This window comes from Ruegeria sp. BK1 (assembly GCF_056535645.1).
On the sequence record NZ_JBQFIS010000001.1, the window covers coordinates 837,590 to 862,483 of the forward strand.

The 24,894-nt window shown below is 58.7% G+C and carries 23 protein-coding genes; 12 read left to right on the forward strand and 11 right to left on the reverse strand.

Features of this window, described 5'->3' with window-relative positions; translation table 11 throughout:
* The 4 genes from ACR3E7_RS04110 to ACR3E7_RS04125 are packed head-to-tail and all read right to left on the reverse strand — an operon-like array spanning position 1 to position 5,046.
* The gene (locus tag ACR3E7_RS04110; protein WP_480502928.1) at positions 1-561 is read right to left on the reverse strand and encodes a sarcosine oxidase subunit gamma; all 561 of its coding nucleotides are present in this window, start codon (positions 559-561) and stop codon (positions 1-3) included.
* On the reverse strand, positions 554-3,496 hold the full coding sequence (locus tag ACR3E7_RS04115; RefSeq protein ID WP_480502927.1) for a sarcosine oxidase subunit alpha family protein: 2,943 nt from the start codon (positions 3,494-3,496) through the stop codon (positions 554-556). The genes ACR3E7_RS04110 and ACR3E7_RS04115 overlap by 8 nt, the downstream gene beginning before the upstream one ends.
* Positions 3,493-3,780, reverse strand: a complete 288-nt coding sequence (locus ACR3E7_RS04120; RefSeq protein ID WP_170788584.1) for a sarcosine oxidase subunit delta — start codon at positions 3,778-3,780, stop codon at positions 3,493-3,495. Before ACR3E7_RS04120 ends, ACR3E7_RS04115 begins: the two co-directional genes overlap by 4 nt.
* 15 nt (positions 3,781-3,795) lie before the next feature.
* Complete coding sequence (locus ACR3E7_RS04125) at positions 3,796-5,046, reverse strand: sarcosine oxidase subunit beta family protein (protein WP_170788585.1); 1,251 nt, start codon at positions 5,044-5,046, stop codon at positions 3,796-3,798.
* Positions 5,047-5,299: 253 nt separating this feature from the next.
* Between ACR3E7_RS04125 and ACR3E7_RS04130 the strand changes: the two genes are divergently transcribed.
* On the forward strand, positions 5,300-6,166 hold the full coding sequence (locus ACR3E7_RS04130) for an urea carboxylase-associated family protein (protein WP_170788586.1): 867 nt from the start codon (positions 5,300-5,302) through the stop codon (positions 6,164-6,166).
* Here the strand turns inward: ACR3E7_RS04130 and argE are convergent.
* Entirely contained in the window at positions 6,163-7,359 is a 1,197-nt protein-coding gene (gene argE, locus ACR3E7_RS04135) for an acetylornithine deacetylase (RefSeq protein WP_480502926.1), read from the reverse strand. The genes ACR3E7_RS04130 and argE overlap by 4 nt on opposite strands.
* Positions 7,317-8,501, reverse strand: a complete 1,185-nt coding sequence (locus ACR3E7_RS04140) for a M24 family metallopeptidase (RefSeq protein ID WP_480502924.1) — start codon at positions 8,499-8,501, stop codon at positions 7,317-7,319. The genes argE and ACR3E7_RS04140 overlap by 43 nt, the downstream gene beginning before the upstream one ends.
* Positions 8,502-8,587: 86 nt before the next feature.
* On the opposite strand from ACR3E7_RS04140, the gene ACR3E7_RS04145 reads away from it, so the two are divergent.
* The 8 genes from ACR3E7_RS04145 to ACR3E7_RS04180 all read left to right on the forward strand — a co-directional run bounded on the left by ACR3E7_RS04145 (position 8,588) and on the right by ACR3E7_RS04180 (position 17,841).
* A complete protein-coding gene (locus ACR3E7_RS04145) occupies positions 8,588-9,631 on the forward strand; it encodes a pyridoxal-phosphate dependent enzyme (protein WP_480502923.1) in 1,044 nt (347 codons plus the stop codon).
* Positions 9,628-10,773, forward strand: coding sequence for a M24 family metallopeptidase (locus tag ACR3E7_RS04150; protein ID WP_480502922.1), 1,146 nt, complete (start codon positions 9,628-9,630; stop codon positions 10,771-10,773). The genes ACR3E7_RS04145 and ACR3E7_RS04150 overlap by 4 nt, the downstream gene beginning before the upstream one ends.
* The gene (locus tag ACR3E7_RS04155) at positions 10,770-11,477 is read left to right on the forward strand and encodes a maleate cis-trans isomerase family protein (protein WP_480502921.1); all 708 of its coding nucleotides are present in this window, start codon (positions 10,770-10,772) and stop codon (positions 11,475-11,477) included. Before ACR3E7_RS04150 ends, ACR3E7_RS04155 begins: the two co-directional genes overlap by 4 nt.
* 148 nt (positions 11,478-11,625) lie before the next feature.
* Positions 11,626-12,717 (forward strand): ABC transporter ATP-binding protein, encoded by a 1,092-nt coding sequence (locus ACR3E7_RS04160; protein WP_170784616.1) that lies wholly within the window; start codon positions 11,626-11,628, stop codon positions 12,715-12,717.
* Positions 12,718-12,815: 98 nt separating this feature from the next.
* Positions 12,816-13,904, forward strand: a complete 1,089-nt coding sequence (locus ACR3E7_RS04165) for an extracellular solute-binding protein (RefSeq protein WP_170769567.1) — start codon at positions 12,816-12,818, stop codon at positions 13,902-13,904.
* A 68-nt stretch (positions 13,905-13,972) separates the two neighbouring features.
* Positions 13,973-15,244 carry an ABC transporter permease gene (locus ACR3E7_RS04170; RefSeq protein WP_170769568.1) on the forward strand — a complete coding sequence of 424 codons (1,272 nt, stop codon included), beginning with the start codon at positions 13,973-13,975 and terminating at the stop codon, positions 15,242-15,244.
* A gap of 5 nt (positions 15,245-15,249) precedes the next feature.
* A complete protein-coding gene (locus ACR3E7_RS04175) occupies positions 15,250-16,461 on the forward strand; it encodes an ABC transporter permease (protein WP_170788591.1) in 1,212 nt (403 codons plus the stop codon).
* 162 nt (positions 16,462-16,623) lie between these two features.
* A complete protein-coding gene (locus tag ACR3E7_RS04180) occupies positions 16,624-17,841 on the forward strand; it encodes an aminopeptidase P family protein (RefSeq protein WP_480502920.1) in 1,218 nt (405 codons plus the stop codon).
* A 21-nt stretch (positions 17,842-17,862) separates the two neighbouring features.
* Here the strand turns inward: ACR3E7_RS04180 and speB are convergent, their stop codons facing one another.
* Positions 17,863-18,837, reverse strand: coding sequence for an agmatinase (speB, locus tag ACR3E7_RS04185; RefSeq protein ID WP_480502919.1), 975 nt, complete (start codon positions 18,835-18,837; stop codon positions 17,863-17,865).
* Positions 18,838-18,977: 140 nt separating this feature from the next.
* On the opposite strand from speB, the gene ACR3E7_RS04190 reads away from it, so the two are divergent.
* The 3 genes from ACR3E7_RS04190 (at position 18,978) to ACR3E7_RS04200 (ending at position 21,367) form a co-directional block, all read left to right on the forward strand.
* On the forward strand, positions 18,978-19,820 hold the full coding sequence (locus ACR3E7_RS04190; protein WP_480502918.1) for a glycosyltransferase family 25 protein: 843 nt from the start codon (positions 18,978-18,980) through the stop codon (positions 19,818-19,820).
* A 123-nt stretch (positions 19,821-19,943) separates the two neighbouring features.
* On the forward strand, positions 19,944-20,312 hold the full coding sequence (locus ACR3E7_RS04195; RefSeq protein WP_170769573.1) for a group I truncated hemoglobin: 369 nt from the start codon (positions 19,944-19,946) through the stop codon (positions 20,310-20,312).
* Positions 20,309-21,367: an adenylate/guanylate cyclase domain-containing protein gene (locus ACR3E7_RS04200; protein WP_480502917.1), complete on the forward strand. Its 1,059-nt coding sequence runs from the start codon at positions 20,309-20,311 to the stop codon at positions 21,365-21,367. The genes ACR3E7_RS04195 and ACR3E7_RS04200 overlap by 4 nt, the downstream gene beginning before the upstream one ends.
* On the opposite strand, the gene ACR3E7_RS04205 is transcribed toward ACR3E7_RS04200, so the two are convergent.
* From ACR3E7_RS04205 to metA, 4 genes are all read right to left on the reverse strand, one after another.
* Positions 21,368-21,982 carry a TetR/AcrR family transcriptional regulator gene (locus ACR3E7_RS04205; protein WP_170769575.1) on the reverse strand — a complete coding sequence of 205 codons (615 nt, stop codon included), beginning with the start codon at positions 21,980-21,982 and terminating at the stop codon, positions 21,368-21,370. It lies immediately after the preceding gene.
* Positions 21,983-22,077: 95 nt separating this feature from the next.
* A complete protein-coding gene (ppk2, locus tag ACR3E7_RS04210) occupies positions 22,078-22,947 on the reverse strand; it encodes a polyphosphate kinase 2 (protein ID WP_170769576.1) in 870 nt (289 codons plus the stop codon).
* Between the two features lie 49 nt (positions 22,948-22,996).
* Entirely contained in the window at positions 22,997-23,950 is a 954-nt protein-coding gene (locus ACR3E7_RS04215) for an alpha/beta fold hydrolase (RefSeq protein ID WP_237217149.1), read from the reverse strand.
* Complete coding sequence (gene metA / locus ACR3E7_RS04220; protein WP_170788598.1) at positions 23,940-24,857, reverse strand: homoserine O-acetyltransferase MetA; 918 nt, start codon at positions 24,855-24,857, stop codon at positions 23,940-23,942. The genes ACR3E7_RS04215 and metA overlap by 11 nt, the downstream gene beginning before the upstream one ends.
* Between the last annotated feature and the right edge of the window lie 37 nt (positions 24,858-24,894).

A 24,894-nucleotide genomic window follows, 5' to 3' on the forward strand; every position in this document is an offset into this window, starting at 1 on the left:
TTAATGGGCCGAACGCATGGCCGCCAGAACCGCATGGTGCAGCGATCCGGCCGATGATCTGGGACCATAAAGGCTGACATGGTCGGCGCTGCGGCACAGGATGAAACACCCGATGTGATGAACTGCGCCCCGCGCGACGTGACCGGACTGAAACTGACGTAGGTCCAGTTGGCATAGCAATTCCAGAACCGCGTTGATCCCGTCGCCCTGCAAGTCGAACCGCGCCCAGGCATCCGTTTGCTCAGTGACAGAAGCGACGGTTCCGACGGCGGTCTTGACGTAGGCGGCAAGGTCTTCTTGGGTGGAGAAGGGGGCTTCGATCATCCATTGGTCCGGGCCGGACCAGAAGGCGGTCACAGGGTCTCCGGCAAAACGCTGCACGGTCGGTGTTACGGTTCCGATAAGCCGCGCCACCTCATCCTGCGTTGCAGCCTCGTGCCCCAACCGGGCAGTGACTGAGGCCAACGCCACATCTGGGACTTCAGAACATGTGACCGAACCGACCGTATCCACGCGTGGCGCGGCCCCGCCGAGGGCGGTTATTGCAACAAGATCATGCACGCAGTCGTTCTCCTTCGGGGTCAACGAAATGAGCCGAGACAATTTCGACTTCGACATTCAATTCGGTCAGGGGTGACACAAGGCGCATCTTCTCGCCCATCCGCTCGTCGCCGCGTTTCAGCAGGCCCAGCCCGATATGACTGTTCAGATTGGGCGAATAGGCCGCCGAGGTCACATAGCCCTGATCATGTGCTGCATCGACCGGTCCATCCGCATTCATCAAATGGCCGCCAGCGGTGATCTTGTCCTGCGGATTCACAGGCTTTAGCCCGACCAGTTTCAGCACATCCGGTGCGGTCAACGCTTCACGCTCGGACAGAACAGAACCAATGCTGTCTTTCTTCTTTGACACCATCTTGCCCAGACCAAGGTTCAGCGCCGTGGTGGTGCCGTTCAACTCATTGCCGACCGGGTGGCCCTTTTCGATGCGCATCACGCTCAGCGCTTCGGTGCCATAAGGGGTGACGTCAAACTCTGCGTCCTCTGTCATCAACCGCCGCATCAGCGCATCTCCATAGCGCGACGGGACGGCAATCTCGAACGCCAATTCGCCCGAGAACGAGATACGGAACAGCCGCGCCCGTAATCCACCACAGACGGTGATCTTGCCGCAGGCCATGAAGGGAAACGCCTCGTTCGAAATATCGAATTCCGGGTCCACGATCTTTTGCAGAAGCTTGCGCGAGTTTGGTCCCGCCACCGCGTATTGCGCCCAACCATCGGTGGTCGAAATCAGCTGCACATCCATGTCCGGGAACAGGCACTGGCGCACAAATTCCATGTGGCGATAGACACTTACAGCATTCGCCGTGGTTGTGGTGACAACGAAATGATCCTCGGCCAGCCGTGCGGCGGTGCCGTCATCCATGACCATCCCATCCTCGCGCAGCATCAGCCCATAGCGCGTTTTGCCCACTGCAAGCTTGGCAAAGCCGTTGGCGTAGACGCGGTTGAGGAACTCGGCAGCATCCGTGCCCTGCACGTCGATCTTGCCCAGCGTGGTGCAATCGCACACCCCGACCGAGGCGCGGGTTTGGCGCACCTCACGGTCGACGGAGTCGCGCCAATGCGTCTCACCGGGCAGGGGAAACCACTGCGCACGCAGCCAGTTCCCAGCCTCGACAAACACCGCCCCGCGCTCCTTGGCCCAATGGTGCGATGGGGTCAGGCGGGTCGGGTGGAAGTCCTTGCCCGTCATTCGGCCCGCGAAGGCACCGATGGGCACCGGGGTATAGGGCGGGCGGAAAATGGTTGTGCCGGTTTCGGGGATCGACTTGCCCGCAACCTCGGCCATGATCGCAAGGCCCGTGATGTTCGAAGTCTTGCCCTGATCGGTTGCCATGCCCAGCGTGGTATAGCGTTTCAGATGCTCGACCGAGCGGAAGCCTTCCTGATAGCTGAGCTTCACATCCTTGATCGTCACGTCGTTCTGCTGATCGACCCATGCGCGTTTGCAGCCCTGCACATACCAGAACGGCTTTAGCGCAATGGGCGCGTCCTCGGCTTCTGGCAGGTCGGGCAGGGTGGTCAGGTCCAGCGCGGCAGCGGCCGCTTCGGCTCCCGAGCGCAGTGCGCCGTGGGTTGACATGACGCCATTGGCAGAACCCGCGACGGACATGCCAACCGGTAGGTTTTCTCCCGGAACGAAAGCAGCAAGGGCTTCGTTCCAAACAGGGCGTCCGCGTTGGTGGCAGGTCAGGTGGACATTCGGGTTCCAGCCGCCCGACACGCCCAGCGCGCCACAATCCAGTGTCCGGGTCGAACCATCGGGCAAGGCGACCTCGACAAAGCTCAAGCCCAGACGGCCCCTGGTGTTTATGACCTGCGCGCCTTTTAGCACCTCATAGTCATAGCTGAGGGGGGCATCTTCGCGCACATCGACCACGGCGGCGATTTTAACACCCTTGGCGTGTAGGTCATCGGCCGTGCGGTGGCCGTCATCATTGCTGGTAAAGATCGCAACCCGCGGCGAAGCTGTCACCGCAAAGCGATTGACATAAGTCCGCAGCGCGCTGGCGGTCATGATGCCGGGGCGGTCATTGTTTTCAAATGCAATGGGACGCTCGGTTGCTCCGGCACACAGCAGGGCCTTTTGGGTATAGATGCGCCACAGGATCTGGCGCGGTTTGCCAGCAGGCAGCGAGGGCAGATGATCACCCGTCCGCTCGACCGCCCCATAGATTCCATGGTCAAACGCTCCGATCACCGTGGTGCGCGGCATCAGCCGGACGTTCGGCATTGCCAACAGTTCGGCCACGGTTTGTGCCGTCCAGTCGGGGGCGCTGTGGTCGCCGACCGAGAAGGTCTCGCTGTTCAGGCGTCCGCCCAGCGTGAAATCCTCGTCTGCCAGTATGACATCTGCGCCAGCACGCCCGGCGGTCAACGCTGCCATCAGGCCCGCAGGTCCGGCACCGATGATCAGCAGATCGCAGTGACGAAACCCCTTGTCGTATTCATCCGGGTCCGCCTGCATCGACAGTGAGCCAAGGCCAGCAGCGCGGCGTATGATAGGTTCGTACAGTTTCTCCCAAAACGCAGCGGGCCACATGAAGGTTTTGTAGTAGAACCCCGCCGACAGGAAGTTGGAAAACAAGTCATTCACCGCAAGCGCATCGAACCGAAGACTTGGCCAACGGTTTTGCGAGTTTGCGATCAACCCGTCGAACATCTCGATCGTCGTGGCGCGGGTGTTGGGTTCCTTGCGGGCGCCTGCGCGCAGTTCCACCATGCCGTTGGGTTCCTCGGATCCCGCCGTCAGCAGCCCGCGCGGGCGGTGGTATTTGAACGATCGCCCGATCAGTCGCACATTGTTGGCCAGCAGCGCTGAGGCCAGAGTATCTCCGGGGTGCGCGGTATAGCTGCGCCCGTCAAAGTAGAAGTTCAGGGTCTTATTGCGGTCGATCTGCCCGCCGGTCAATCGGTTCGCTTGTGTCATTTCGAACGTCCCCGCGCGCAGGCCACATCGCGGGCCAGTTCAACCTTGGAAATCTCGTGGGTCAGAGTGTTGCGGGTGACAACTAGCCAAGACCGGTCCCCGGCTTCGTGATACCACAGCTCGCGGTGTTCACCGGCGGGGTTGTCGCGCAGATAAGCATAGTCATAGAACGCGTCGGCGGCATTCTCGGCCATTCCGTCGGGCCGGTCGATCAGGGATGCATCGCCCAGATAGGTGAATTCTGAGGCATCCCGGGGCCCAAGCAGAGGGTGGTTGATGATCATATCCCTAGGTCCCCTCTAGTGCAGGTTGGGCTGGTTGCCCGCGCCTTTTTCGTCGATCATCCGGCCAGTGAGGAACCGGTCCAGGCGATAGGCGGTGGCAACGGGGTGCGGTTCGTCTTTTGCCAGCAAATGCGCAAAGCAATAGCCAGAGGCGGGCGTGGCCTTGAACCCGCCGTAGCACCAGCCGCCGTTGAAATAGAGCCCTTGAACCGGAGTGCGGTCGATGATGGGTGAGCCATCCATCGACATGTCCATCACGCCGCCCCACATCCGCAGCAAACGCGCCCGGCCGATCATGGGCATCAGGGCCATGCCGCCCTCGCACACATCCTCGACCACGGGCAAGTTGCCGCGTTGGGCATAGGTGTTATAGCCGTCGATATCGCCGCCAAAGACCAGCCCGCCCTTGTCGGATTGGCTGACATAGAAATGGCCCGCACCAAAGGTGATGACGCTGGGCAGAACGGGCTTCAACCCCTCGGACACAAAAGCCTGCAACACATGGCTTTCAATGGGCAGCCGCATCCCGGCCATGCCCATCACGCGGCTCGAGTTTCCAGCGACCGCACAGCCCACTTTGCTGGCTCCGATAAAGCCTTTTGAGGTTTCGACGCCCAAGCAGGTGCCATTTTCAATCCGCAGGCCCGTGACCTCGCAATTCTGGATTATGTCGACCCCGTGCAAATCCGCCGACCGCGCATAACCCCAAGCCACCGCGTCATGGCGGGCCGTGCCCGCGCGGCGCTGGACGAGACCGCCTTTGATGGGAAACCGGGCGTCGTCGAAATTCAAATAGGGATGTTCGGCCCGTACCTGGTCGGCGTCCAGCAGTTCCGCATCAGCACCGTTCAGGATCATCGCATTGCCGCGCCGCGTATAGGCGTCGCGCTGGCTGTCCGTGTGGAACAGGTTGATGATACCGCGCTGGCTCATCATGGCGTTATAGTTGACGTCTTGCTCCAGCCCCTCCCACAGTTTCAGCGAGAATTCGTAGAAGGGCTCATTCCCGTCCAGCATGTAGTTCGAGCGCACGATCGTCGTGTTGCGCCCCACATTGCCGCCCCCGATCCAGCCTTTCTCGACCACTGCCACATTGCGCTGGCCGTAGACCTTGGACAGGTAGTGCGCCGTTGCAAGACCGTGACCGCCGCCGCCAATGATGATGACGTCGTAATGAGGTTTTGGGTCAGGCTCGCGCCAGACCGGTTTCCAGCCCTTATGGCCGGTCAGTGCCTCTTTGATGACTCGAAAGCCGGAATATCGCATGAATCGGACCTTTTTTTCCAGAATTCACTATTTTGGTGCGGTTGGGTATCCTCAGATGCGACATCGAACTGTCTGAATCAGACCCAAGTATCTGAATGATGAACCGATGGTGGGGGGTAACACTCAGGTTGCCTAAGGTTGTTTGCGGCCTCGCCAAACTCTCCGTCCTACTTCGACAGCAATCATAACATAAGTGCAGATAGCGCAGCTGTTGATGATGCGCTAAACCTGTGGAAACACAGGGAGAGCAGGCATGAAACTGAAGGCACCGAATTTCACAGCACCGGTAGATGCGGTCGTCCGTCAGAGCCTGCCTCCGGTCATCTGCTACCCGCCGGATAGTTTGCCGCAACCCGACATCGCCGGGCTGAAGGCTCTTCGACAGGGGGCGAAGAAAACGGCCGAGGCGACGGCGGCCCCGCGCGATGCAGTTTGTGTCGAGGTGCCCGCAGGGGCCTTTCTGCGCGTGCTTTCGGTGGATGGCCCACAGGTGGGCGATCTGAACATGTGGAACAAACATGACCTGACCGAGCGGTTTTATTCGGGTAAAACCCGCGCTTTGCACGGTACGCATTTGTCCACCGGCGACCGTATGTGGTCTAGCTTTCCTAACATGCGCCCGATGGCGACCATCGTCGGAGACACGCTGGACTGGTATGGGTTCGATGCCTACGGAGGATCGGTCCATGACGTGATCGGGACGCGCTGTGATCCTTATACGGGACGGTTGCTGTCAGGGGACGACTATCACTATTGCTGCCATTCGAACCTGACCCGCGCCTTGGCCGATCATTGCGACCTGCCGCTGCACGAGGCCGAGATGCATGTGCATGATGTGCTGAATGTCTTCATGTGTACCGGCTTTACCCGCGACACAGGGCAGTATTTCATGAAGGCCAGCCCGGTGCGCCCCGGCGACTATCTGGAATTCTACGCCGAGATTGACCTGATCGTGGGTCTATCGGCCTGTCCCGGCGGCGATTGTTCATCCGAGCATTCGTCAGACGTGGCCGCCTGCTATCCGCTGGTGATGGAGGTCTATGATCCCGGCGAGGATGTCCGCGCGGCCCATGTTCAGCCCGCGCGGTCCGCCTATGATCGGACGCACGGCACGGGCTAGGCGGTCAGGCGGCGGCCCAGACGGTCCAGCATCCGGCAACACAGGTCCAGCTGTTCGATCTCGACATATTCGTCGGCCTTGTGCGCTTGGGTGATTGAGCCCGGCCCACAGACGATGGCGTGAACGCCAAGCTGCTGGAACAGACCGGCCTCGGTGGCGAAGGCTACAGTGCCTGTGCCGTTGGCGCCGGTCAGTTCGGCCACCAATTTGCGGGCAACGTTGTCCTCCATCGGCTCCAACCCCTGAACTTCGGCGACGACGTCCTGCGTGATGCTGGCTTCGGGGTGAACGGCCTGCATTTCGGGTAGTAGCGTGTGGTTAATGTAGTCGCTGAGCGTCTGGTTAACGAGATCGGCGTCGCTGGCCTGAACCGGGCGCATTTCCCAGCCGATCTCGGCCTTGCTGGCGATCACATTATGCGCGACGCCGCTATTGAAGAACCCGACATTGATCGTGGTCCATGGGGGTTCAAACGCGCTGCCCGCCGGTGCGCGCGATTTCAAAATATGGCGCAGTTCAAGCAACTTGCCCACATAACGCGCGGCGTATTCGGCGGCGTTTACACCGTCATCCGGGGACGAGCTGTGACCTTCCAGCCCGGTAAAACGCGTGGTGTATTCAAAGCAACCCTTATGGCCTTCGATCACCCGCATTTCGGTCGGTTCGCCGATGATGGCAATGTCGGGCACGATGCCGCGTTGGGACAGGTCATTGACCAGATTCTGCGCGCCCAGACAGCCGGTTTCCTCGTCGTAGGTAAAGGCGAAATGCAGCGGTTGGGTCAGTTTTTCGACGTCCAAAGCTTCGGCAAAGGCGAGCGATGCCGCGATGAACCCCTTCATATCGCAGGTACCCCGCCCATACAGTCGCCCATCTCGTTCAATCATCTCGAACGGGTCTGAGGTCCAGTCCTGATCGGCCACGGGCACGACATCTGTATGGCCGGACAGCAGGATACCTCCGGGTATGTCAGGCCCGAGTGTTGCAAAGACGTTGGCCTTCTTGCCCGTCGCATCGCGCGTTTCGATACAGCGTGCTCCCAGGGCTTCAAGCCGGTCGGTCAGATAGCGGATTATCTCAAGATTGCTGTCGGCCGAGACCGTCTCAAACGCGATCAGATCGGCTAGAATGTCTTTGGTTCTTTGAAGGGTCATGGTTTCACGAACAGCTTTCTTGGACGGTTGCAGAGACATTCGGCGGGTCCGGTTTCGGTGATCAGGATGGTCTCGGTGATCTCAAGCCCCCAGTCGTCCATCCAAAGGCCGGGCATAAAGTGGAACGTCATGCCGGGTTCCAGCACGGTTTCGTCTTCCGCGCGCAACGATATGGTGCGTTCCCCCCAATCGGGCGGATAGCTGATGCCCACCGGATAGCCGCAGCGCGCACCGCGCTCGATTCCGGCGCGTTCCAGCGGAGCGGCCAGCGCAAGGGCGACGTCGCGGGCCTTATTGCCCGCACGGGCGGCATTCAAACCTGCCTCAAGTCCCTCCACCAGCGCGGCTTCGGCCCGTTGAAGGTGGTCTGGGGGCTGGCCCAGAAAGACTGACCGGCAGAAAGGTGCGTGATAGCGGCGATAGCAGCCCGAGAGTTCGAAGAAGGTGCATTCCCCGGTTTTGAATGGCGCGCCGTCCCATGTCAGATGCGGGGCGGCGGCATCAGGCCCCGAAGGCAGCAGGGGCACGATGGCGGCATAGTCTCCCCAATCCTCACCCACGCCCGAGATCGCGTCATGGTAAATCTGCGCCACCAGTTCGTTCTTGCGCAAGCCGGGTTCGATCCGTTCTATCACCCCATCAATCACATGTTCCGAAATCCGCGCAGATTTGCGCATCAAGGCGATCTCTTCACCGGATTTCACGGCACGCTGCCAGTTCACCAAAGCGTTGCCATCGACCAACGTGGCCTGAGGCAATTCGGCGGCCAATGTCAGATGCGCCTTGGCCGAGTAATAGTAATTGTCCAACTCAACCCCGATGCGGGCGCGTTCAAGGCCGCATTCCAAGATCAGGCGGGAAAGGTCTTGCATCGGGTGCCGCTCGGTCGATTGAACATAGTTATCTGCATAGCCGTGAATGCAGTCATCGCTCATCCAGACCGTGCGCCGCGCGCCGTTGGCGTCCTGATTGCGGCCCCACCAGATTGGATCAGTATCGTGTAGGACGACGACGCCCTGATGCACGTAAAAGGACCAGCCCTCATACCCGGTCAGCCACGTCATGTTCGACGGGTCCTGTACGAACAGCGCGTCCAATCCGGCGTCAGCCATGGCCGCACGCGTCTTGGCAAGCCTGCGATCGTATTCGGCGCGGGTGAAGGCCGGATTGGCATGGGGCATGAGGCGCTCCTATCGCGATGGAGTTTCCGTTGACAGAACGGGACGAATGCAGTCACGTCAATGGGCAACTCAGGAAAGACACCCCAGTGAAGATCACCCTCAATCCCCATCGCGGCGGGCAGAAACTCGCCGGCTCTGCTCCGTACCCTTCCATAAATGCTGCTCGTGTAGCGGATCTTCTGGCGCAATGTCCGGCGGCGGGGGAAACCGCTTTGGTCGATGCCAAGGGGCTGGCCGATGTGGCGAATCTGTGGGTCAAGGACGAGCGCGGACGCATGAATCTTGGGTCGTTCAAGGCCCTTGGCGCGGCCTATGTGATTGCACGACATGCTGCGGATGTGTCGGATTTGCCTGCCGAAACAACGCTTAGCGGGCGGACCTATGTCACCGCCAGCGCCGGAAACCACGGGATGAGCGTCGCCGCCGGGGCGCGGATATTCGGCGCGGATGCGGTCGTCTATATCGCCGAGACCGTGCCCGAAGGCTTTGCTGACCGCCTGAGGGCGCAAAACGCAACGGTCGTGCGACACGGCGTGGACTATGCCGCCAGCATGCAAGCTGCTAGTCAGGCCGCGCAGGATAACGGCTGGACATTGCTGTCCGACAGCTCGTGGGAGGGGTATTTTGAACTGCCCCACACTCTGATGGAGGGCTATCTTCAAATGGCGGCCGAGGCCGTGCGTCAATGCCCCGAGGTGCCGACGCATATCATGCTGCAGGCCGGTGTTGGCGGTTTGGCGGGGGCGGTCGCCGCCTATGCCCGGAATGTCTGGGGCGATGCGCCCCGGATTATCGTCGTCGAACCCGACGCCGCGCCCGCCCTGCAAGCGAGTATCGAGGCCGGAGCCTGCGTCTTTGCCGACGGCCCGGACAGCATCATGGGGCGATTGGATTGCAAAGAGCCTTCGCTGATTGCTTTGAACGGATTGGCGCGGGACGCCGATGTGTTCCTGACTTTGACGGATGATGAGGTCGCGCAACACCTGCCCGCGATGTCGGAGGCCGGTGTGGCCACAACGGCATCTGGCGGGGCAGGCGTGGCCGCCGTCATGAACCCGGACGTTCGCGCCGAACTGGGTATCGGTCCCGACGCACGGGTCCTCTGTTTCCTGTCCGAGGTCGCGGAATGAGGGGGTTTGACACCGCCGAGTTTCAAGCGCGGCTAACGCGCGCGCAAGACAGGATGGCCGAAGCGGGCCTGTCTGCCTTGCTGCTGACCACTGAGCCCGAGGTTCGGTATTTCACCGGCTACTTGACCCGGTTCTGGGAAAGCCCCACGCGGCCTTGGTTTCTGATCGTCCCGGCCAGCGGGAAACCTATCGCGGTCATCCCCTCGATCGGGGCTGCTTTGATGGGCCAAACCTGGGTCGAAGATATCCGTAGCTGGAGCGCGCCGGACCTGTCGGATGACGGGGTCAGCCTGTTGGCCGAGACTTTGAGTGAGGTCACTCCGGCTGACGCGACAATCGGCGTGCCGGATGGACATGAAACTCATGTCCGGATGCCTATGGCGGACTTGCTGCGGCTTCAGACGCAATTGGGGTCGCGGAAAGTCTCGGGCGATGCTGGGATTCTGCGAACCCTGCGCATGATTAAATCCGAAGCCGAGATATCCAAGATCGAAACCGCCTGTGCCATAGCCGGGCGCGCATTTCAGCGTGTGCCCAAGATTGCCGGGCGCGGGGTCTCGATTGATCAGGTCTTTCGCCAGTTTCAGATGCTGTGCCTTGAGGAAGGCGCGGACTGGGTACCTTACCTTGCGGGCGGGGCCGAGCAGGGTGGCTATATCGACGTCATTTCACCCGCTCCGGAAAGCGAGATGAGTGATGGCGATGTTCTCATGCTGGATACCGGTTTGGTGTGGGATGGGTATTTCTGCGACTACGACCGCAACTGGGCGGTCGGCGCGCCCACGGACGCGGTGCGCAGGGCCTATGCGGCGCTGATCGAAGCCTCGGACACCGCATTTCAAATCGCGCGCCCGGGGGCCACTGCGTCTGACCTGTTTCATGCTATGAATGACGTTCTGTCCCGCCACAACGCCGATACCGGGGCCGGAAGGCTGGGGCACGGGCTGGGGATGTCGCTGACCGAATGGCCGTCATTGATCCCGTCCGATCACACGGTGCTTGAACCCGGCATGGTGCTGACGCTTGAACCGGGCATTGCGGTTGGCGGCAAAATCCTAGTGCATGAGGAAAACATCGTCATCAATGACGGTGCGCCGCGCTTCCTCAGCCCACGCGTTGGGTCGGAGTTGCCTGTGATATGAGTTACTTACCTTACGAACTGGAACCAGACGATCCACAGGTCACACCGATGGGTCTGATCGTCCTGCAAACGGATGAAACGATCGAACCCGAGTTCAACACTTATTTCTCGGACCGTCGCGCGCCAATTTACGTGTCCAGAATTCCCAGCGGTCACGAGGTGACAACCGAAACCCTGTCGCAAATGGAGGCCGCATTGCCCGCAGCGGCGGATCTGTTGCCGAAGGCGAGGCCCTACAAAGTGGTTGGCTATGGGTGCACCTCGGCTAGTTCCGTGATTGGCTCGGCTGCCGTTGAGAGAATGGTGCAGAAAACCTGTGCTGCAGCGAGGGTTACGAATCCGCTGCGCGCGGCGTCTGCTTGCGCTGCGGACAGGGGTGTGTCCAAGTTTGCGCTGTTGTCCCCGTATATCGAAGAAGTGAACGAACCGTTACGCAAAGCCTTTGCTGAAAACGGGATTGAGATGGGTGTTTTCGGCTCGTTCGGAGAAGCCGAGGAAAGCAAGGTCGTCCGAATCTCACGCGAGTCCGTGGTCGAGGCCGCCGTGCGGTTGGGAGCTGATTCGGCAGTTGAGGCTGTGTTCCTAAGCTGTACGAATCTAAGAACTTTCGATGCGATACCTGAGATCGAAAATCGGCTGGGAAAACCTGTTCTGTCCAGCAATCAAAGCCTTGCGTGGCATATGCGGCACCTGAATTCAGCCTGAATTTCAGGCGGCTGGCGGCGTCATTGACATACTGCTGACATATTTTGGTTGCGCGACCTGTCCTGCTTGTCCTTAAATGGTTCGCGAAAGGTCTTTGAGATCCGGATAAACCGGGCAAGCAAGGACAGACAGGGGAGCCAAGTTGGTAATGTCAAATGACGCAGCGTTCGTCGAGTTTCAACGTGTCCAGAAATCTTATGACGGCGAGATCCTTGTCGTAAAGGATCTGAACCTTTCACTTCCAAAAGGTGAGTTTCTGACGATGCTTGGCCCATCGGGCTCGGGCAAGACCACGTGTCTGATGATGCTCGCCGGGTTCGAGACGGCCACACATGGCGAAATCATGTTGGACGGGCGTCCTATCAACAATATCCCGCCGCATAAGCGGGGCATTGGGATGGTGTTCCAGAACTACGCACTGTTTCCGCACATGACTGTGGCCGAGAACTTGTCCTTCCCGCTGGAAGTTCGCAAGATCGGCAAGTCTGAGCGCGAAGAGAAAGTCAAACGGGCGCTGGATATGGTGCAGATGGGGGCCTTTGGCAGCCGCCGCCCTGCGCAATTGTCCGGTGGTCAGCAGCAGCGGATCGCCTTGGCGCGCGCGCTGGTGTTCGAGCCCGAGTTGGTTTTGATGGATGAACCGCTGGGCGCGCTGGACAAGCAGCTGCGCGAGCATATGCAATTCGAAATCACGCGTCTGGCGCATGAGCTGGGTATTACCACGGTTTACGTGACCCACGACCAGACCGAAGCGTTGACGATGTCAGATCGTGTCGCCGTGTTTGATGACGGGCGCATTCAGCAGCTTGCCCCACCTGATCTTCTGTATGAAGAACCCGAAAACAGTTTTGTGGCGCAATTCATTGGTGAAAACAACACATTGGAGGGCGTTGTTAAATCGATAGACGGCGACTCTTGTGTCGTGACGCTGGATGACGGATCAGAGATTGACGCCAAGCCAGTGAATGTCAGCGCTGCGGGCGAGCGGACCAAGGTCTCGATCCGACCCGAGCGGGTGGAATTCAATAAGGACCGTTTGCACGCGGATGCGCATACGTTGAAGGCCACTGTGAAGGAATTCATCTATATGGGTGACGTGTTCCGATTCCGCCTGTCAGTTGCGGGGAATGATGACTTTATCATCAAAACCCGGAACGCACCGGATGCGGTTCGCCTGTCACCCGGCCAGGAAGTCGAGATTGGCTGGCTGGCTCATGACTGCCGGGCGTTGGACGCCTAAGGCATGAAGACCCCGCACCATCGGGGAAAAGAACAGCCGGATTGCCCCGTGATCCGGTTCTGAAATGCAAAATCAACGGGAATAACAGGGAGTTAATCATGAAAGTTAAAACCACTCTGATGGCAAGTGCGATTGCTGCCGTTGCTGGTGGCGCGATGGCCGAAGAGATGACCATCGTGTCCTGGGGCGGCGCCTATTCCAAATCGCAGCTCAAGGCGTATCACGAGCCCTATTCGGAAAAAACGGGCGTCACCATCCTGAACGATGACAGCTCCGCCGAAGCAGTTGCCAAGCTGCGCGCCATGAATGAAGCGGGCAACATTACCTGGGATGTGGTCGACGTTGTGGCTGCGGACGCGATCCGTCTGTGCGACGAAGGTCTGGCGATGGAGATCGACCCCGACGTGCATCTGGCCGCGGCGCCAGACGGGACTTCGGCGGCGGATGACTTCGGTGATCTGCTGGTCAGTGACTGCTTTATCCCGCAGATCGTGTATTCGACCACATTTGGCTATCGCACCGATCTGGTGGGCGACACACCGCCGACCGATGTATGCGCCGTGTTCGATCTGGAAGCTTATCCAGGCAAGCGTTCGTTGGAAAAGCGTCCGATCAACAACATGGAATGGGCATTGATCTGTGACGGCGTTGCCAAAGACGATGTCTATGATGTTCTGGCGACGGCTGAAGGCCAAGATCAGGCACTGGCCAAGCTGGACACGATCAAAGACAGCGTCGTCTGGTGGTCTGCCGGTGCTGACACACCGCAGCTTCTGGCCGATGGTGAGGTCATCATGGGTTCGACCTATAACGGTCGTCTGTTCAGCGTGATCGAAGAGCAGAAACAGCCCGTCGCCATGCTTTGGGACGCGCAGGTGTTCGATCTGGACGGCTGGATCATTCCGGCAGGTCTGAGTGAAGAACGCACGCAGCGTGCGCTGGACTACATCATGTTTGCAACCGACACGCAGCGTCTGGCGGATCAGGCCAAGTACATCTCGTATGGTCCGGCCCGTGCCTCGTCGGCTCCGCTGGTTGGTCAGCACGCCGACCTGGGTATCGACATGGCGCCGCATATGCCGACTGACCCGGAAAACGCCAAGAACACGTTCCTGTATAACTACGAGTTCTGGGCAGACTACCGCGACGACATCGACGCGAAATTCCAGGCATGGTTGGCTCAATAAGCCTGTTTTAAGTCATCGGTCGGGGCCGCAATTGGCCCCGACCCACCAAAAAAGACCAAGGGACGCAGATGACTGACGCAACTCAATCCGGTCCGATGCTGGCTGCAGATGGTACGCCGCTGAAGAAATCTCTGGCGCGATCATTGCGCCGCCGCAAGTTGCGGGCGCTGGCCCTGATTGCACCGCTGCTATTGTTCGTTCTGCTCTCTTTCGTGATCCCGATCGTTTCGATGCTGTTCCGATCAGTTGAAAACGGCATTGTGGCCGAGACCCTGCCATTGACCGTGGTCGAGTTGAAAAACTGGGATGCGGAAAGCGGCGAACTACCGGATGAAGCACTATACGCCGCGTTCACCAAAGATATGGTCGTTGCCATTGACGAGAAGACACACACCCGGCTTGGTTCGCGCCTGAACTATGAGCAGACGGGTATGTCCTCGATGTTCCGTCGCTCGGGTCGTCAGATCAAAAAACTGGACCCGGAAACCGATGGCCCGTTCAAAGACAAGCTGATCGACATTCACGACGGTTGGGGGGATATCGAAACCTGGCGTACCATCAAGACCCACGCTGTTCCGATCACCAACGGATATTTCCTGAACGCCATCGACATGCGCCGCACGCCCGAAGGCGCGCAGGCGCAGCCAGAAGACAAACAAATTCTGATCAAGCTGTTTGGGCGCACTTTGATGATGTCGCTGATAATCACGGCATCCTGTATCCTGCTGGCCTACCCTGTGTCGTATTTGCTGGCGACGCTGCCGATGCGCGTGTCGAACCTGCTTATGATCCTAGTGCTACTACCATTCTGGACGTCACTGCTGGTGCGAACTTCGGCTTGGAAGGTTATGTTGCAGCAGCAAGGTGTTATCAACGAAACTTTAGTTTGGCTTGGGTTAGTGGCCGATGATGCACGGTTGGTGATCATCAATAACCAGTTCGGCACAATCATTGCGATGACGCATATCCTGCTGCCGTTCATGATCCTTCCGATGTATTCGGTCATGCAGACCATTCCGCCATCCTACACCCGCGCCGCGAAATCTATGGGCGCGACGAACTGGACGACCTTCTGGCGTATCTATTTCCCGCAATCCATTCCCGGCATCGGAGCGGGGTCGATCCTCGTGTTCATCCTTGCCATCGGCTACTACATCACGCCGGAGATCGTTGGCGGGACCAAGGGTGTCTTCATCTCGAACCGGATTGCGTACCACATCTCATCCTCGCTGAACTGGGGATTGGCTGCTGCGCTCGGGACGATCCTGCTGGCGGTCGTTCTGTTACTCTACTGGTGCTATGACAAGATCGTGGGCATCGACAACGTGAAGCTGGGATAAAGAAGATGGCAGCACTTACACCTATATCCCGCAAACCCATGTCGGTTGTCCTGCCCGCAGTGGCCATTGCCGGAGGTTTCCTGGGCATGTTCGTCGGGGCCGGGCAGGGCAGTGTCTTGCTGGGCATTGTGATCGGCGCGGTTCTTATGGCGGGGCTGGCCTGGGTCTATATCAACGTTCTGGACAATGAACGTATGGCCCGCTGGATCACAATCCTCGGACTGGGCGCGCTTGGTTTGCTGTTTGCTGGCGTGACCGGCCTGATCGTTGGTTTGCTGGCTGGTTGGTTCTTTGCCTTCTTCATCTTCTGGCTTTACGAGGGGCGCTACCGCCAAAAGCTGCTGCCCTATATGACAGGCCAGCAGGTTTTCTGGCACTATGCGTTCCGAGTGATCTGCGGCGCGATCTTCGTATTCCTAATCACTCCGATCCTTGTGGTTCTGCCGCTGTCGTTCAACGCGCAGGATTTCTTTACCTTCACGCCCGAGATGCTGCGGTTGGACCCCGAAGGCTATTCGCTGAAACACTACCGCGACTTCTTCACCAACAATGAATGGCAGCGTAGCTTCAAGAATTCGCTGATCATTGCACCGATTGCTACGATCATCTCGGTCTCGCTGGGGACTCTGGCGGCCATCGGCCTGAGCCAGAGTCACGTTCCGGGGAAACGGGCCATCATGGGTATCCTGATCTCGCCCATGATCGTGCCGCTGATCATTTCGGCCACTGGCATGTTCTTTTTCTACAGCGATATCGGACGGTTCCTTGAGGGCACGCTGGGCATGGACAAGAACTTTGTGGGCTATGTAAAAGTGATCCTTGCGCATGCGGTTCTGGGTATTCCGTTCGTGATCATCACCGTGACCGCAACGCTGGTGGGTTTCGACCAGTCGCTAACGCGGGCCTCTGCGAATATGGGGGCAGGGCCGGTGCGGACCTTCTTCAAGATCCAGATGCCGTTGATCCTGCCAGGCGTGATCTCGGGTGGCTTGTTCGCGTTTATCACGTCGTTTGACGAGGTGGTTGTGGTGTTGTTTGTCGGCTCGGCCAGCCAGAAAACGCTGCCGTGGCAGATGTTCACCGGTCTGCGCGAACAGATCAGCCCGACCATTCTGGCGGTGGCGACGATTCTTGTCGTGATCTCAATTGCGCTGTTGACCACGGTTGAATTGCTGCGCCGCCGGTCCGAGCGTCTGCGGGGTCTTTCCCCCGCTTGACGCGCGCCGCGGCGTGATTTAGCCATTGCGATATGCAGCCCGGTCACGATGGCGTCGTGACATCTCTACGGGCGCATGGCTCTCGGTTCCCGAGACCGCTTGTCCTGAACGCCGGGACTTGTGGCCGGGCACCTTTCGTCCGGCATTGCAGGAGAGAGCATGATGACAGACCTGACAAACCGCCCCGAGTTCTTCACCAGCCACAATGGCGACAAGGCCCCGTTGCCGTTCAGCAAGGCCGAATATGACCGCCGCCTGTCGGGCCTGCGCGCCATGATGGCGGCACGGGATATTCCGGCGGTGTTGCTGACTTCGATGCACAATATCGCCTATTACTCGGGCTTTCTGTATTGCGCCTTTGGCCGTCCTTATGGCTGCGTGGTGACGCAGGACGCATGTACGACGGTGTCGGCGAATATCGACGCAGGCCAGCCGTGGCGACGCTCGGTCGAGGAAAACGTGATCTACACTGACTGGAAACGCGACAATTACTGGCGCGCGGTGGCCAGCCTGATCGGCGGCGCCAAGCGGATCGGGATCGAAGGCGACCACATGACGCTGGCCGCGCGTGATACGGCGCTGGCGATGCTGGGGCAGCCCGAGCTGGTGGATGTGGCCACGGATACGATGGCCGCCCGCATGGTGAAATCCGCAGAAGAGATTGAGTTGATCAAGGGCGGTGCGCGCACGGCGGATGTGGGCGGTGCTGCGATCCACGCCGCGATCCGTGAAGGGGCGACCGAGATCGAGATCGCTATGGCTGGGCGCGACGCGATGGAGGTTGAGATTGCCCGCGCATACCCGGATGCCGAATACCGGGACACCTGGGTCTGGTTCCAGTCGGGCCTGAATACGGACGGTGCGCATAACCCCGTAACCAAGCGGGCGCTGCAAAAGGGTGATATCCTGTCGCTGAACACCTTCCCGATGATCTCGGGCTATTACACCGCGCTGGAACGTACCCTGTTTCTGGGCGAACCCGACGCCGACAGCCTGCGCATCTGGAAGGCCAATGTCGCCGCGCATGAGCTTGGCCTAAGCCTGATTAAACCCGGCGCGACTTGCTCGGGCATCACAGCCGAGATCAATCGGTTCTTCGCAGATGAGGGGCTGCTGCAATATCGCTCGTTTGGGTATGGCCATTCGTTCGGAGTCCTCAGCCATTACTATGGCCGCGAAGCAGGGCTGGAACTGCGTGAAGATATCGATACGGTGTTGGAACCCGGCATGGTCGTGTCAATTGAGCCGATGCTGTGGATTCCCGAAGGCCAGCCCGGTGCGGGTGGCTATCGCGAGCATGACATTCTGGTTGTCGGCGATGATGGGGCCGAGAATATCACCGGGTTCCCCTATGGGCCTGAGCATAACACGATTGTCTGACCGGATAGGCGAGAGGGGCGCTTAGCCCCTCTTTCCACTTTCGTGGAAAATGAAGCCGATGAAATTCAGCAGCACCTGCGCGGCTAGAATTTGCGTGCTTTCGGTGGGATCATAGTTCGGCGCGACCTCGACCAGGTCAATGCCGACCACATCTCCGCGCTGCGCCAACCCCTGCAGGATCTCCAGCACGTCATAGTACAGAAACCCCCCGTGGCTGGGCGTGCCGGTGCCTGACGCAATCGATGGGCAAAAAGCGTCAATATCAATCGTCACATAATACCGCGCGCCTTCGGGGATGCGGGCCAGGACGCCCTCGGTTCCCAGTTTGCGGACCTGTCGCACCGACAGGATATCCGACCCCCGCGCGCGGGCGTCCTCATACCCTTCCTTCGCGGTCGATGACACATTGCGGATGCCCAGCTGGGTCATGCCCGAGACATAGTTTTTCTCAATCGCGCGCCGCATCGGGTTGCCGTGACCAGCGGTGACGCCGTGGCGTTCGTCAACGAAATCAAGATGGGCGTCGATTTGCACCACATGGATCGGACCATTCTCGGCGCAATCCTCGGCAAAGGCGTTTATGCAGGGGATGTTGATTGAGTGATCTCCGCCGATGGTGACGGGCAGGGCACCGGCGTTCAGGATTTTCTCGACCCCGAACTGGATATTGGCGTGGCTTTCGTCGGTCTTGGTGTGGATGATATCGGCGTCCCCGATATCGACCATGCGGACCGAGCTATCCAGATAGGTTGCGTCATCCTCGTGATCATACGCCCCGGCATGGCCAAAGCTGAACAGTGTCGACGCCTCACGCACCGCACGTGGCCCGAACCGAGCGCCGGATCTCCATTGTGTGCCGAAATCGAAGGGTGCGCCCATGATCGCCACATCCGCGTCGATCTGGTCCCAATCCTCGACATATGGCGATTTGCCAAAGGTCGAAATACCGACGAATGGCAGGTTCAGACGGCCACTTGCATACCCATGAGACGACATAGCGCGATTCCCGTTTCTTGTTTGTCCGTTGTAGCTTAGAAGCCTTGTCTTTAGCAGGATAGGTTTCTTTGAGGGGTGGATGGGTTGAATGTCGCCCGCCAAGGGTGTCTATCTGAGCGAAAGGTCTGAAAGGAATTGCCGTGGGACAGCACGAACTGCCACCCGAAACAGGTGTGTTCTATATCAATCTGGACCGCGTCCCCGCCCGTCGGGATTTTATGGAATCGCAGTTCGATCACGCTGGACTATCAGGTGCCACCCGGTTCAGTGCGGTTGACGGGCAGCAACCCGGAGCGTTGCACCAGAACGGCTATCTTCCCGGTTCAGGCAGTCGCTGGGGCTTGAAACAAAGCGAGATCGCCTGTTTCGAAAGCCACCGGGCCGTCTGGCAGGCCGCCGTCGACCAAAACCTGACCGCCGTGGCGATATTCGAGGACGATGTCGAGATGTCCGCAGATGCGGGCCGAGTCATTGTGGACGTTCTGAACCGTTCGACCGCGTATGATTTCGTCAAGCTGGACTATTCGCCCAGGCCCTTGCGATTTGGGACAGAACGGGATTTGGGGCAGGTGAAAGTTCGCCCCATGCTGGAAATGGCACCAAGCGCGGCGGCCTATGTGGTGTCGCAAGCGGCCTGTCGCAAGTTGCTGGCATGGTCTACGGCCTATTCCGACCATCTGGACGATTTTGTCTCGCTCCCGCGCGCGGATTGGCGGATGTATCAGTGCTTTCCTGCTGTCGGTGTGCAGATGATCTGGTCTAAGCAGCAGGCGGAAATTGTTGACGAGGTGAAGGTCAGCGAACGCTCGCAGGATCAGAAAACCAATAGCGGGTTGGACAAGGGGCCGACATGGTTCCGGTTGCGACGTGAATTGCTGGCGGCCGGGCGTAAGTTGCGCTGGCGCATGGGGGCCCAAACGCGGCTTTTGAAGCAAGGGGGATATGTCGGTTTCATCCCATGTGCCGATGATCTGAGCGTTTAGGTGCGCCGGGATTTTAACCTTTCGAAGCCCTGCGTTTAGCGATCCAAAGGCATAAGCGTTAACAAAACTGTCGGTTTGATATAATCTTCCAGTGTTGTTTACGGTTAAACAAGGGTCTGGGGGATGAGTCAGTCAATTTACGACCGCTATGGGGGCTTCAAAACGATCAGTCGGATCGTGATGACCTTCTATGAAATGGCGCTGGATTCTGATCAGATCGGCGGTCATTTCGAAGATATCGACATGCCGCGTCTGATTGATCACCAAACCAAGTTTGTGTCTTCTCTGGTTGGTGGACCTGCCTCGTTCAGTGATGACCGGATCGAGGCAGTGCATCGGCATCTGAACATCACGCATGAAGATTTCGACGAGATGGCCGATTTGTTCGGCGAAGCTCTTGCCCAGCACGGCATGGAAGACGCGCATATCAAGATTGCCTTGGGAGCCATTGAATCCAAACGCGCAATCATCGTTGCGCGCTCGGCGGCATGAGTATTCAGGCCATCAACGAACAGTTGCTGCGGGCAATTGGCGTTGGTGTTGCGGTCGTGCGTGCCGCGGATCTGAGCTTCGTTTTTCAGAACGGTCCGTTCATGGAATGGTTTGGGACGCCTGAAAAAGGACAAACGCTGCTGGATCTGTTCCCCGATCTGGACGCGCGCGAATTGGAGGACGTCAAGCAATCGGGCCTGCGCTATTCCGTGGAATTGCAGATCAAGCCCAAGCGCCGGACGTTGGTTTTTGCGGTCGCCGTGTCTTTGGCAAGTGGGCTGGACGAGCAGCTTCTGGTGGTCGAATGCCAGAACATCACCCGCATCCGCGAATTGGAAAGCATGATCGACAGCTATTCCTCAATGGTTGAGCGGAACACGCGTGAGTTAGAGCGCGAGAAAGAGCGTGTCGAACGTCTGCTGCTGAACCTGATGCCGCGCGCCGTGTATGAAGAGTTCAAGACATTTGGCGTGGTGACGCCGCAGCTTTATGATGAGGTCTCGGTCGTGATGCTGGACTTTGTCGGCTTCACGGACTTTGCCGCCAAGACGGACCCGACCGTGACCCTGAGCGAGTTGAATGACATTTTCACCGCCTTTGATCGCATCGTCGAACAGTTTGGCTGTGAGCGGATCAAGACCATCGGAGATGCTTATCTTGCGGTATCGGGAATGCCCGATCCAACCCCGGATCACGCAACCGCCGTTGCGCATTGTGCTGTCCGGTTCCTGCGGTATCTGGAGCGGCGCAATGAAAGCCACCCCCACAAATGGCAGGCCCGTGTCGGGTTGGGTATGGGGCCCGCAGTCGGGTCGGTCGTTGGTATACAGAAATACGTCTATGACGTATTTGGTCCGGCGGTGAACCTGGCCTCGCGCCTTCAGGTTTTTGCCAACCCGATGCATATCGTGGCGCCGGATGAGATGAAATATGCGCTGATTGACGCGTTTCAGGTGTCTGATATCGGTCGCGTCGACGTCAAAGGCATGGGTGAGATGGACTTGATCAATGTCACGTCGGGCCTGAGTATGCCGAAGCCCAAAACCGTTTTTTGATCAGTCATCCTGCGGCACAAGCCCCAGCCCCCGCAAATAGATACCGATCCCGGACTCCAGAAGATCCTCGGGCGGGAAAGGCGAACTGGCTCCGGTGTTGCGGGCGAACAGCTCCACCACACCGTGGCTCATGGCCCATATATGCGCGCTGAACATGGATGCCGGAGGCCGCTTTTCGGGCGGAATATGCTGTGACAGATCGGATGCAGCCTTTTCCAAAACCGCTTTTGCTCGGTTGGCGGCAAGGGCCAATTCTGGTGTGCGGTTGATCGAGATACCGCTTTCGAACATCGCGATATAGTGGCCAGGATGTTTGCGGGCGAAAGCCAAGTACGCGCGTCCGGTCGCTTCGAACGCGGCAAGGGCCGAGGGTTGGCCTTTGTCATAGGCGAACTGCATCAGATCCGCGAACATCTCAAACCCCTGACGGGCGGCTTCGGCGATCAGGTCCTCGCGGCCCTGATAGTGGCGATAGACGGCGGCAGGCGTCACGCCTGCGGTCTTGGCAGCTTCGGACAGGGTAAACCCGGTTGGGCCTTTTGCCTCGATCAACGATAGCGCCGCCTCGATCAGCGCCTGTTTCAGATTTCCGTGATGATAGCCGCGTTTGCTCATGCCTGTGTTAAGCGCCTTTTTTGTTTTGGCTCGTTGATCTTATGACATAATGCTGAGATGTCGGTACGTCCAACCGATCATCCGTCGGGCGCGGCCTACGCATCCCAGATATCCGGGCCCCCGCAAATTTTCGGATCGTTTGCGCCAATGGCATCCGCGTCTTTTTCGTCATAATCCACTGCGTGCAGCACGGTCCTGATTGCGGCAAGTCGAGCGCGTTTCTTGTCGTCGGACCGGACAATCGTCCACGGGCAGGTATCCGAGTGGCTGCGGGTCAGCGTCTCGGCTATGGACTGTGAATATTCCTCCCATTTACTCAACCCAGCAACGTCAATTGGGCTGAGTTTCCACTGTTTCAGAGGGTCGGTTTCACGCGCTAGAAAGCGATTAAGCTGTTCGGCCCGACCAACATTCAGCCAAAATTTGAAAAGCTGGATTCCGTCATTGACCAAACCGGTTTCAAGCGGCAGGACTTGGCGAAAGAACCGCTCGCGCTCTTCCGGTTCGCAAAACCCGAACACGTTCTCGACCACACCGCGATTGTACCAGCTGCGGTCGAAGAACACGATCTCACCGGCCGAGGGCAGGTGCGGGATGTAACGCTGGAAATACCATTGGCTGCGTTCTTGATCCGAAGGCTTGCTCAGCGCGACATTGCGCGCCCCGCGTGGATTAAGGTTTTCGCGAAAGCGCTTGATTGTGCCGCCTTTTCCTGCGGCATCTCGGCCTTCGAAGATGATTGCGATACGGCTTTCGGTTTCCTTGACCCAAGACTGCATCTTGACCAGTTCGATCTGCAATGCCTCCATCTGCTTTTCGTAGTCCTTACGCTTCATCCGTTCTTCGTAAGGATAGCTGGAGTTCAGAATATCGTCCTTGTCCGCCTTTTCGATCGCAGAGCGAACGTCTTTGGGCGCATCATTTCGAAAATATTTTTCAATGGAGCCTTTTGAGGATCGGGCCATTAGCTACCTCTCGATAAAATCCATATCCTACTATGGATTAGCGCAAGGCTTAACGCAAACCCGCCCTTTGGGCCGCGCGGTCGATGGCAGCGGCCACCTCGGGTGCAGCGACGACCTGCGGCATATGGCCGATCCCCGGCAGTTCGATCAGTTCCGCGCCGGGGATCTGTTCTATCAACCGGTGGGAATGCCAGCCCAACCCGACCGTGGTGTCGGCGGTGCCATGCACGATCTCGGTGGGAACATCGATATCCTTATAGCGCGGTTGCAGTGCGCGAACCTCTTCTAACAGGTTGGCGCGCTGTTTCGCATTGGCATGCATCGAGGCGCTTCGGATGGTCAGGCCGGGACCGAAGTGGTCTGAATAACCTTCGGGCGCGGTTTGTGGGGAGAAAACACGGTCCAGTGCCTTTTCGACATACCATTCGGGGATAAAGGCGCTGATCAGGGGAAGGGCCAGCGCGTTTCCGGCTGGGGTCGCTGCCATCCTGTTGAACCCGTCTAATGGGGTCTCCCAAGGAATGGCAGCCGGAGCGATCAACACTAGCGCCGAAATGTTTTCGGGGCGTGTCACAGCCCAGGCCAATGACACCGATCCGCCATAGCTTTGTCCGGCGACGATAGGCTTGTCCGCCCCAAGGCGCGCGGCGGCTTCTTGCAAGATTTCCGCTTGCTCGACAATAGTTTCGCCATCGGGGTTAAAGCTGGAGCTGTACCCCAGGCCAGGGCGATCAAAGACGATGACACGAAAATGCTCGGCCAGGATTGGGGCCAACGCAAAGGTCATGTCGCGCGTGTTCCCGCTGGAGCCATGGATCAACACCACATCCGGCCCTTCACCCATGACAACCGCGTGGACAGAAACGCCGTCTACGTCAACAATCTGACCTTCGGGTGGAAAGGCAGCCTCGGATCGCGCCTCATTCTGCGCTGCACGCCAGGTGGTAGTTATGGTCAGCCCGGCAACAAGCAGACCCAGAGTGACAAGCGTTTTAACGGCCAATTTGATCCATCTCGAACGGTGTGGTTTGGTAAATCTGATTGATCCAGTTGCCATAGAGCAGGTGCGCATGGCTGCGCCATCTGTTCTGCGGCGGCTGGCTCGGATCGTCATCAGGGTAATAATTCATCGGCACATTGATTGGCGTGCCATTGGCGATATCGCGATCATATTCTTGTTTCAGCGTGTCGCTGTCATATTCGAAATGATTGAATATATAGATTGCCCGATGCTCGGGGTCCTCAACCAGACAGGGGCCGACCTCGTCGCTGCCCAGAAGAGTCGTCAAGCCTACGGCGCCGTCGATCTCGGGTTGTTTCATCTCGGTCCAGCGGCTGACAGGGATCACGCATTCGTCCGAAAACCCACGCAAAAACGGCGAAGAGGGCACGAGATTGCGTTGTCGGAAACAGCCGAATGCCTTCGCGTCCAGCATATGTTTGCGAACGCCGTGGAAGTGATTGATCATCGCCATCCCACCCCAGCACACGCCGAAGGTCGAGTGCACGTTGGTCTGGGTCCAGTCGAAGACCTCGCTGATCTCCTCCCAATAGGTGACGTCATCGAATTCCAGATGTTCGATCGGCGCGCCGGTGATGATGAGCCCGTCAAACTTCTGGTCCTTGACCTCCTGGAACGGGCGATAGAACTCGGCCATGTGGGCGGCTGCGGTGTTCTTTGTGCGATGTTCCGTCATGCGGATCAGCGATAGGTCGATTTGTAGCGGCGTCGCGCCGATCAGGCGGGCGAACTGGTTTTCGGTCTGAATCTTCTTGGGCATCAGATTCAGCAACCCGATCCGCAATGGACGGATGTCCTGACGCATAGCCTGATCCTCGGCCATGACCATGACGCCCTCTTGCGAGAGTACGTCAAATGCGGGCAGGTCAGCGGGGATCTTGATAGGCATCAGGTGCAAGCCTTTGGTGTTTCAGTACAGAGGCGGT

Bases quoted from the DNA above. Each gene is read 5' to 3' on its own strand.
- ACR3E7_RS04115 (WP_480502927.1), bottom strand. From the start codon at position 3,496: ATGACACAAGCGAACCGATTGACCGGCGGGCAGATCGACCGCAATAAG.
- ACR3E7_RS04120 (WP_170788584.1), bottom strand. From the start codon at position 3,780: ATGATCATCAACCACCCTCTGCTTGGGCCCCGGGATGCCTCAGAATTC.
- ACR3E7_RS04125 (WP_170788585.1), bottom strand. From the start codon at position 5,046: ATGCGATATTCCGGCTTTCGAGTCATCAAAGAGGCACTGACCGGCCAT.
- ACR3E7_RS04130 (WP_170788586.1), top strand. From the start codon at position 5,300: ATGAAACTGAAGGCACCGAATTTCACAGCACCGGTAGATGCGGTCGTC.
- argE (WP_480502926.1), bottom strand. From the start codon at position 7,359: ATGTCTCTGCAACCGTCCAAGAAAGCTGTTCGTGAAACCATGACCCTT.
- ACR3E7_RS04140 (WP_480502924.1), bottom strand. From the start codon at position 8,501: ATGCCCCATGCCAATCCGGCCTTCACCCGCGCCGAATACGATCGCAGG.
- ACR3E7_RS04150 (WP_480502922.1), top strand. From the start codon at position 9,628: ATGAGGGGGTTTGACACCGCCGAGTTTCAAGCGCGGCTAACGCGCGCG.
- ACR3E7_RS04155 (WP_480502921.1), top strand. From the start codon at position 10,770: ATGAGTTACTTACCTTACGAACTGGAACCAGACGATCCACAGGTCACA.
- ACR3E7_RS04160 (WP_170784616.1), top strand. From the start codon at position 11,626: ATGTCAAATGACGCAGCGTTCGTCGAGTTTCAACGTGTCCAGAAATCT.
- ACR3E7_RS04165 (WP_170769567.1), top strand. From the start codon at position 12,816: ATGAAAGTTAAAACCACTCTGATGGCAAGTGCGATTGCTGCCGTTGCT.
- ACR3E7_RS04170 (WP_170769568.1), top strand. From the start codon at position 13,973: ATGACTGACGCAACTCAATCCGGTCCGATGCTGGCTGCAGATGGTACG.
- ACR3E7_RS04175 (WP_170788591.1), top strand. From the start codon at position 15,250: ATGGCAGCACTTACACCTATATCCCGCAAACCCATGTCGGTTGTCCTG.
- ACR3E7_RS04180 (WP_480502920.1), top strand. From the start codon at position 16,624: ATGACAGACCTGACAAACCGCCCCGAGTTCTTCACCAGCCACAATGGC.
- speB (WP_480502919.1), bottom strand. From the start codon at position 18,837: ATGTCGTCTCATGGGTATGCAAGTGGCCGTCTGAACCTGCCATTCGTC.
- ACR3E7_RS04195 (WP_170769573.1), top strand. From the start codon at position 19,944: ATGAGTCAGTCAATTTACGACCGCTATGGGGGCTTCAAAACGATCAGT.
- ACR3E7_RS04200 (WP_480502917.1), top strand. From the start codon at position 20,309: ATGAGTATTCAGGCCATCAACGAACAGTTGCTGCGGGCAATTGGCGTT.
- ACR3E7_RS04205 (WP_170769575.1), bottom strand. From the start codon at position 21,982: ATGAGCAAACGCGGCTATCATCACGGAAATCTGAAACAGGCGCTGATC.
- ppk2 (WP_170769576.1), bottom strand. From the start codon at position 22,947: ATGGCCCGATCCTCAAAAGGCTCCATTGAAAAATATTTTCGAAATGAT.
- metA (WP_170788598.1), bottom strand. From the start codon at position 24,857: ATGCCTATCAAGATCCCCGCTGACCTGCCCGCATTTGACGTACTCTCG.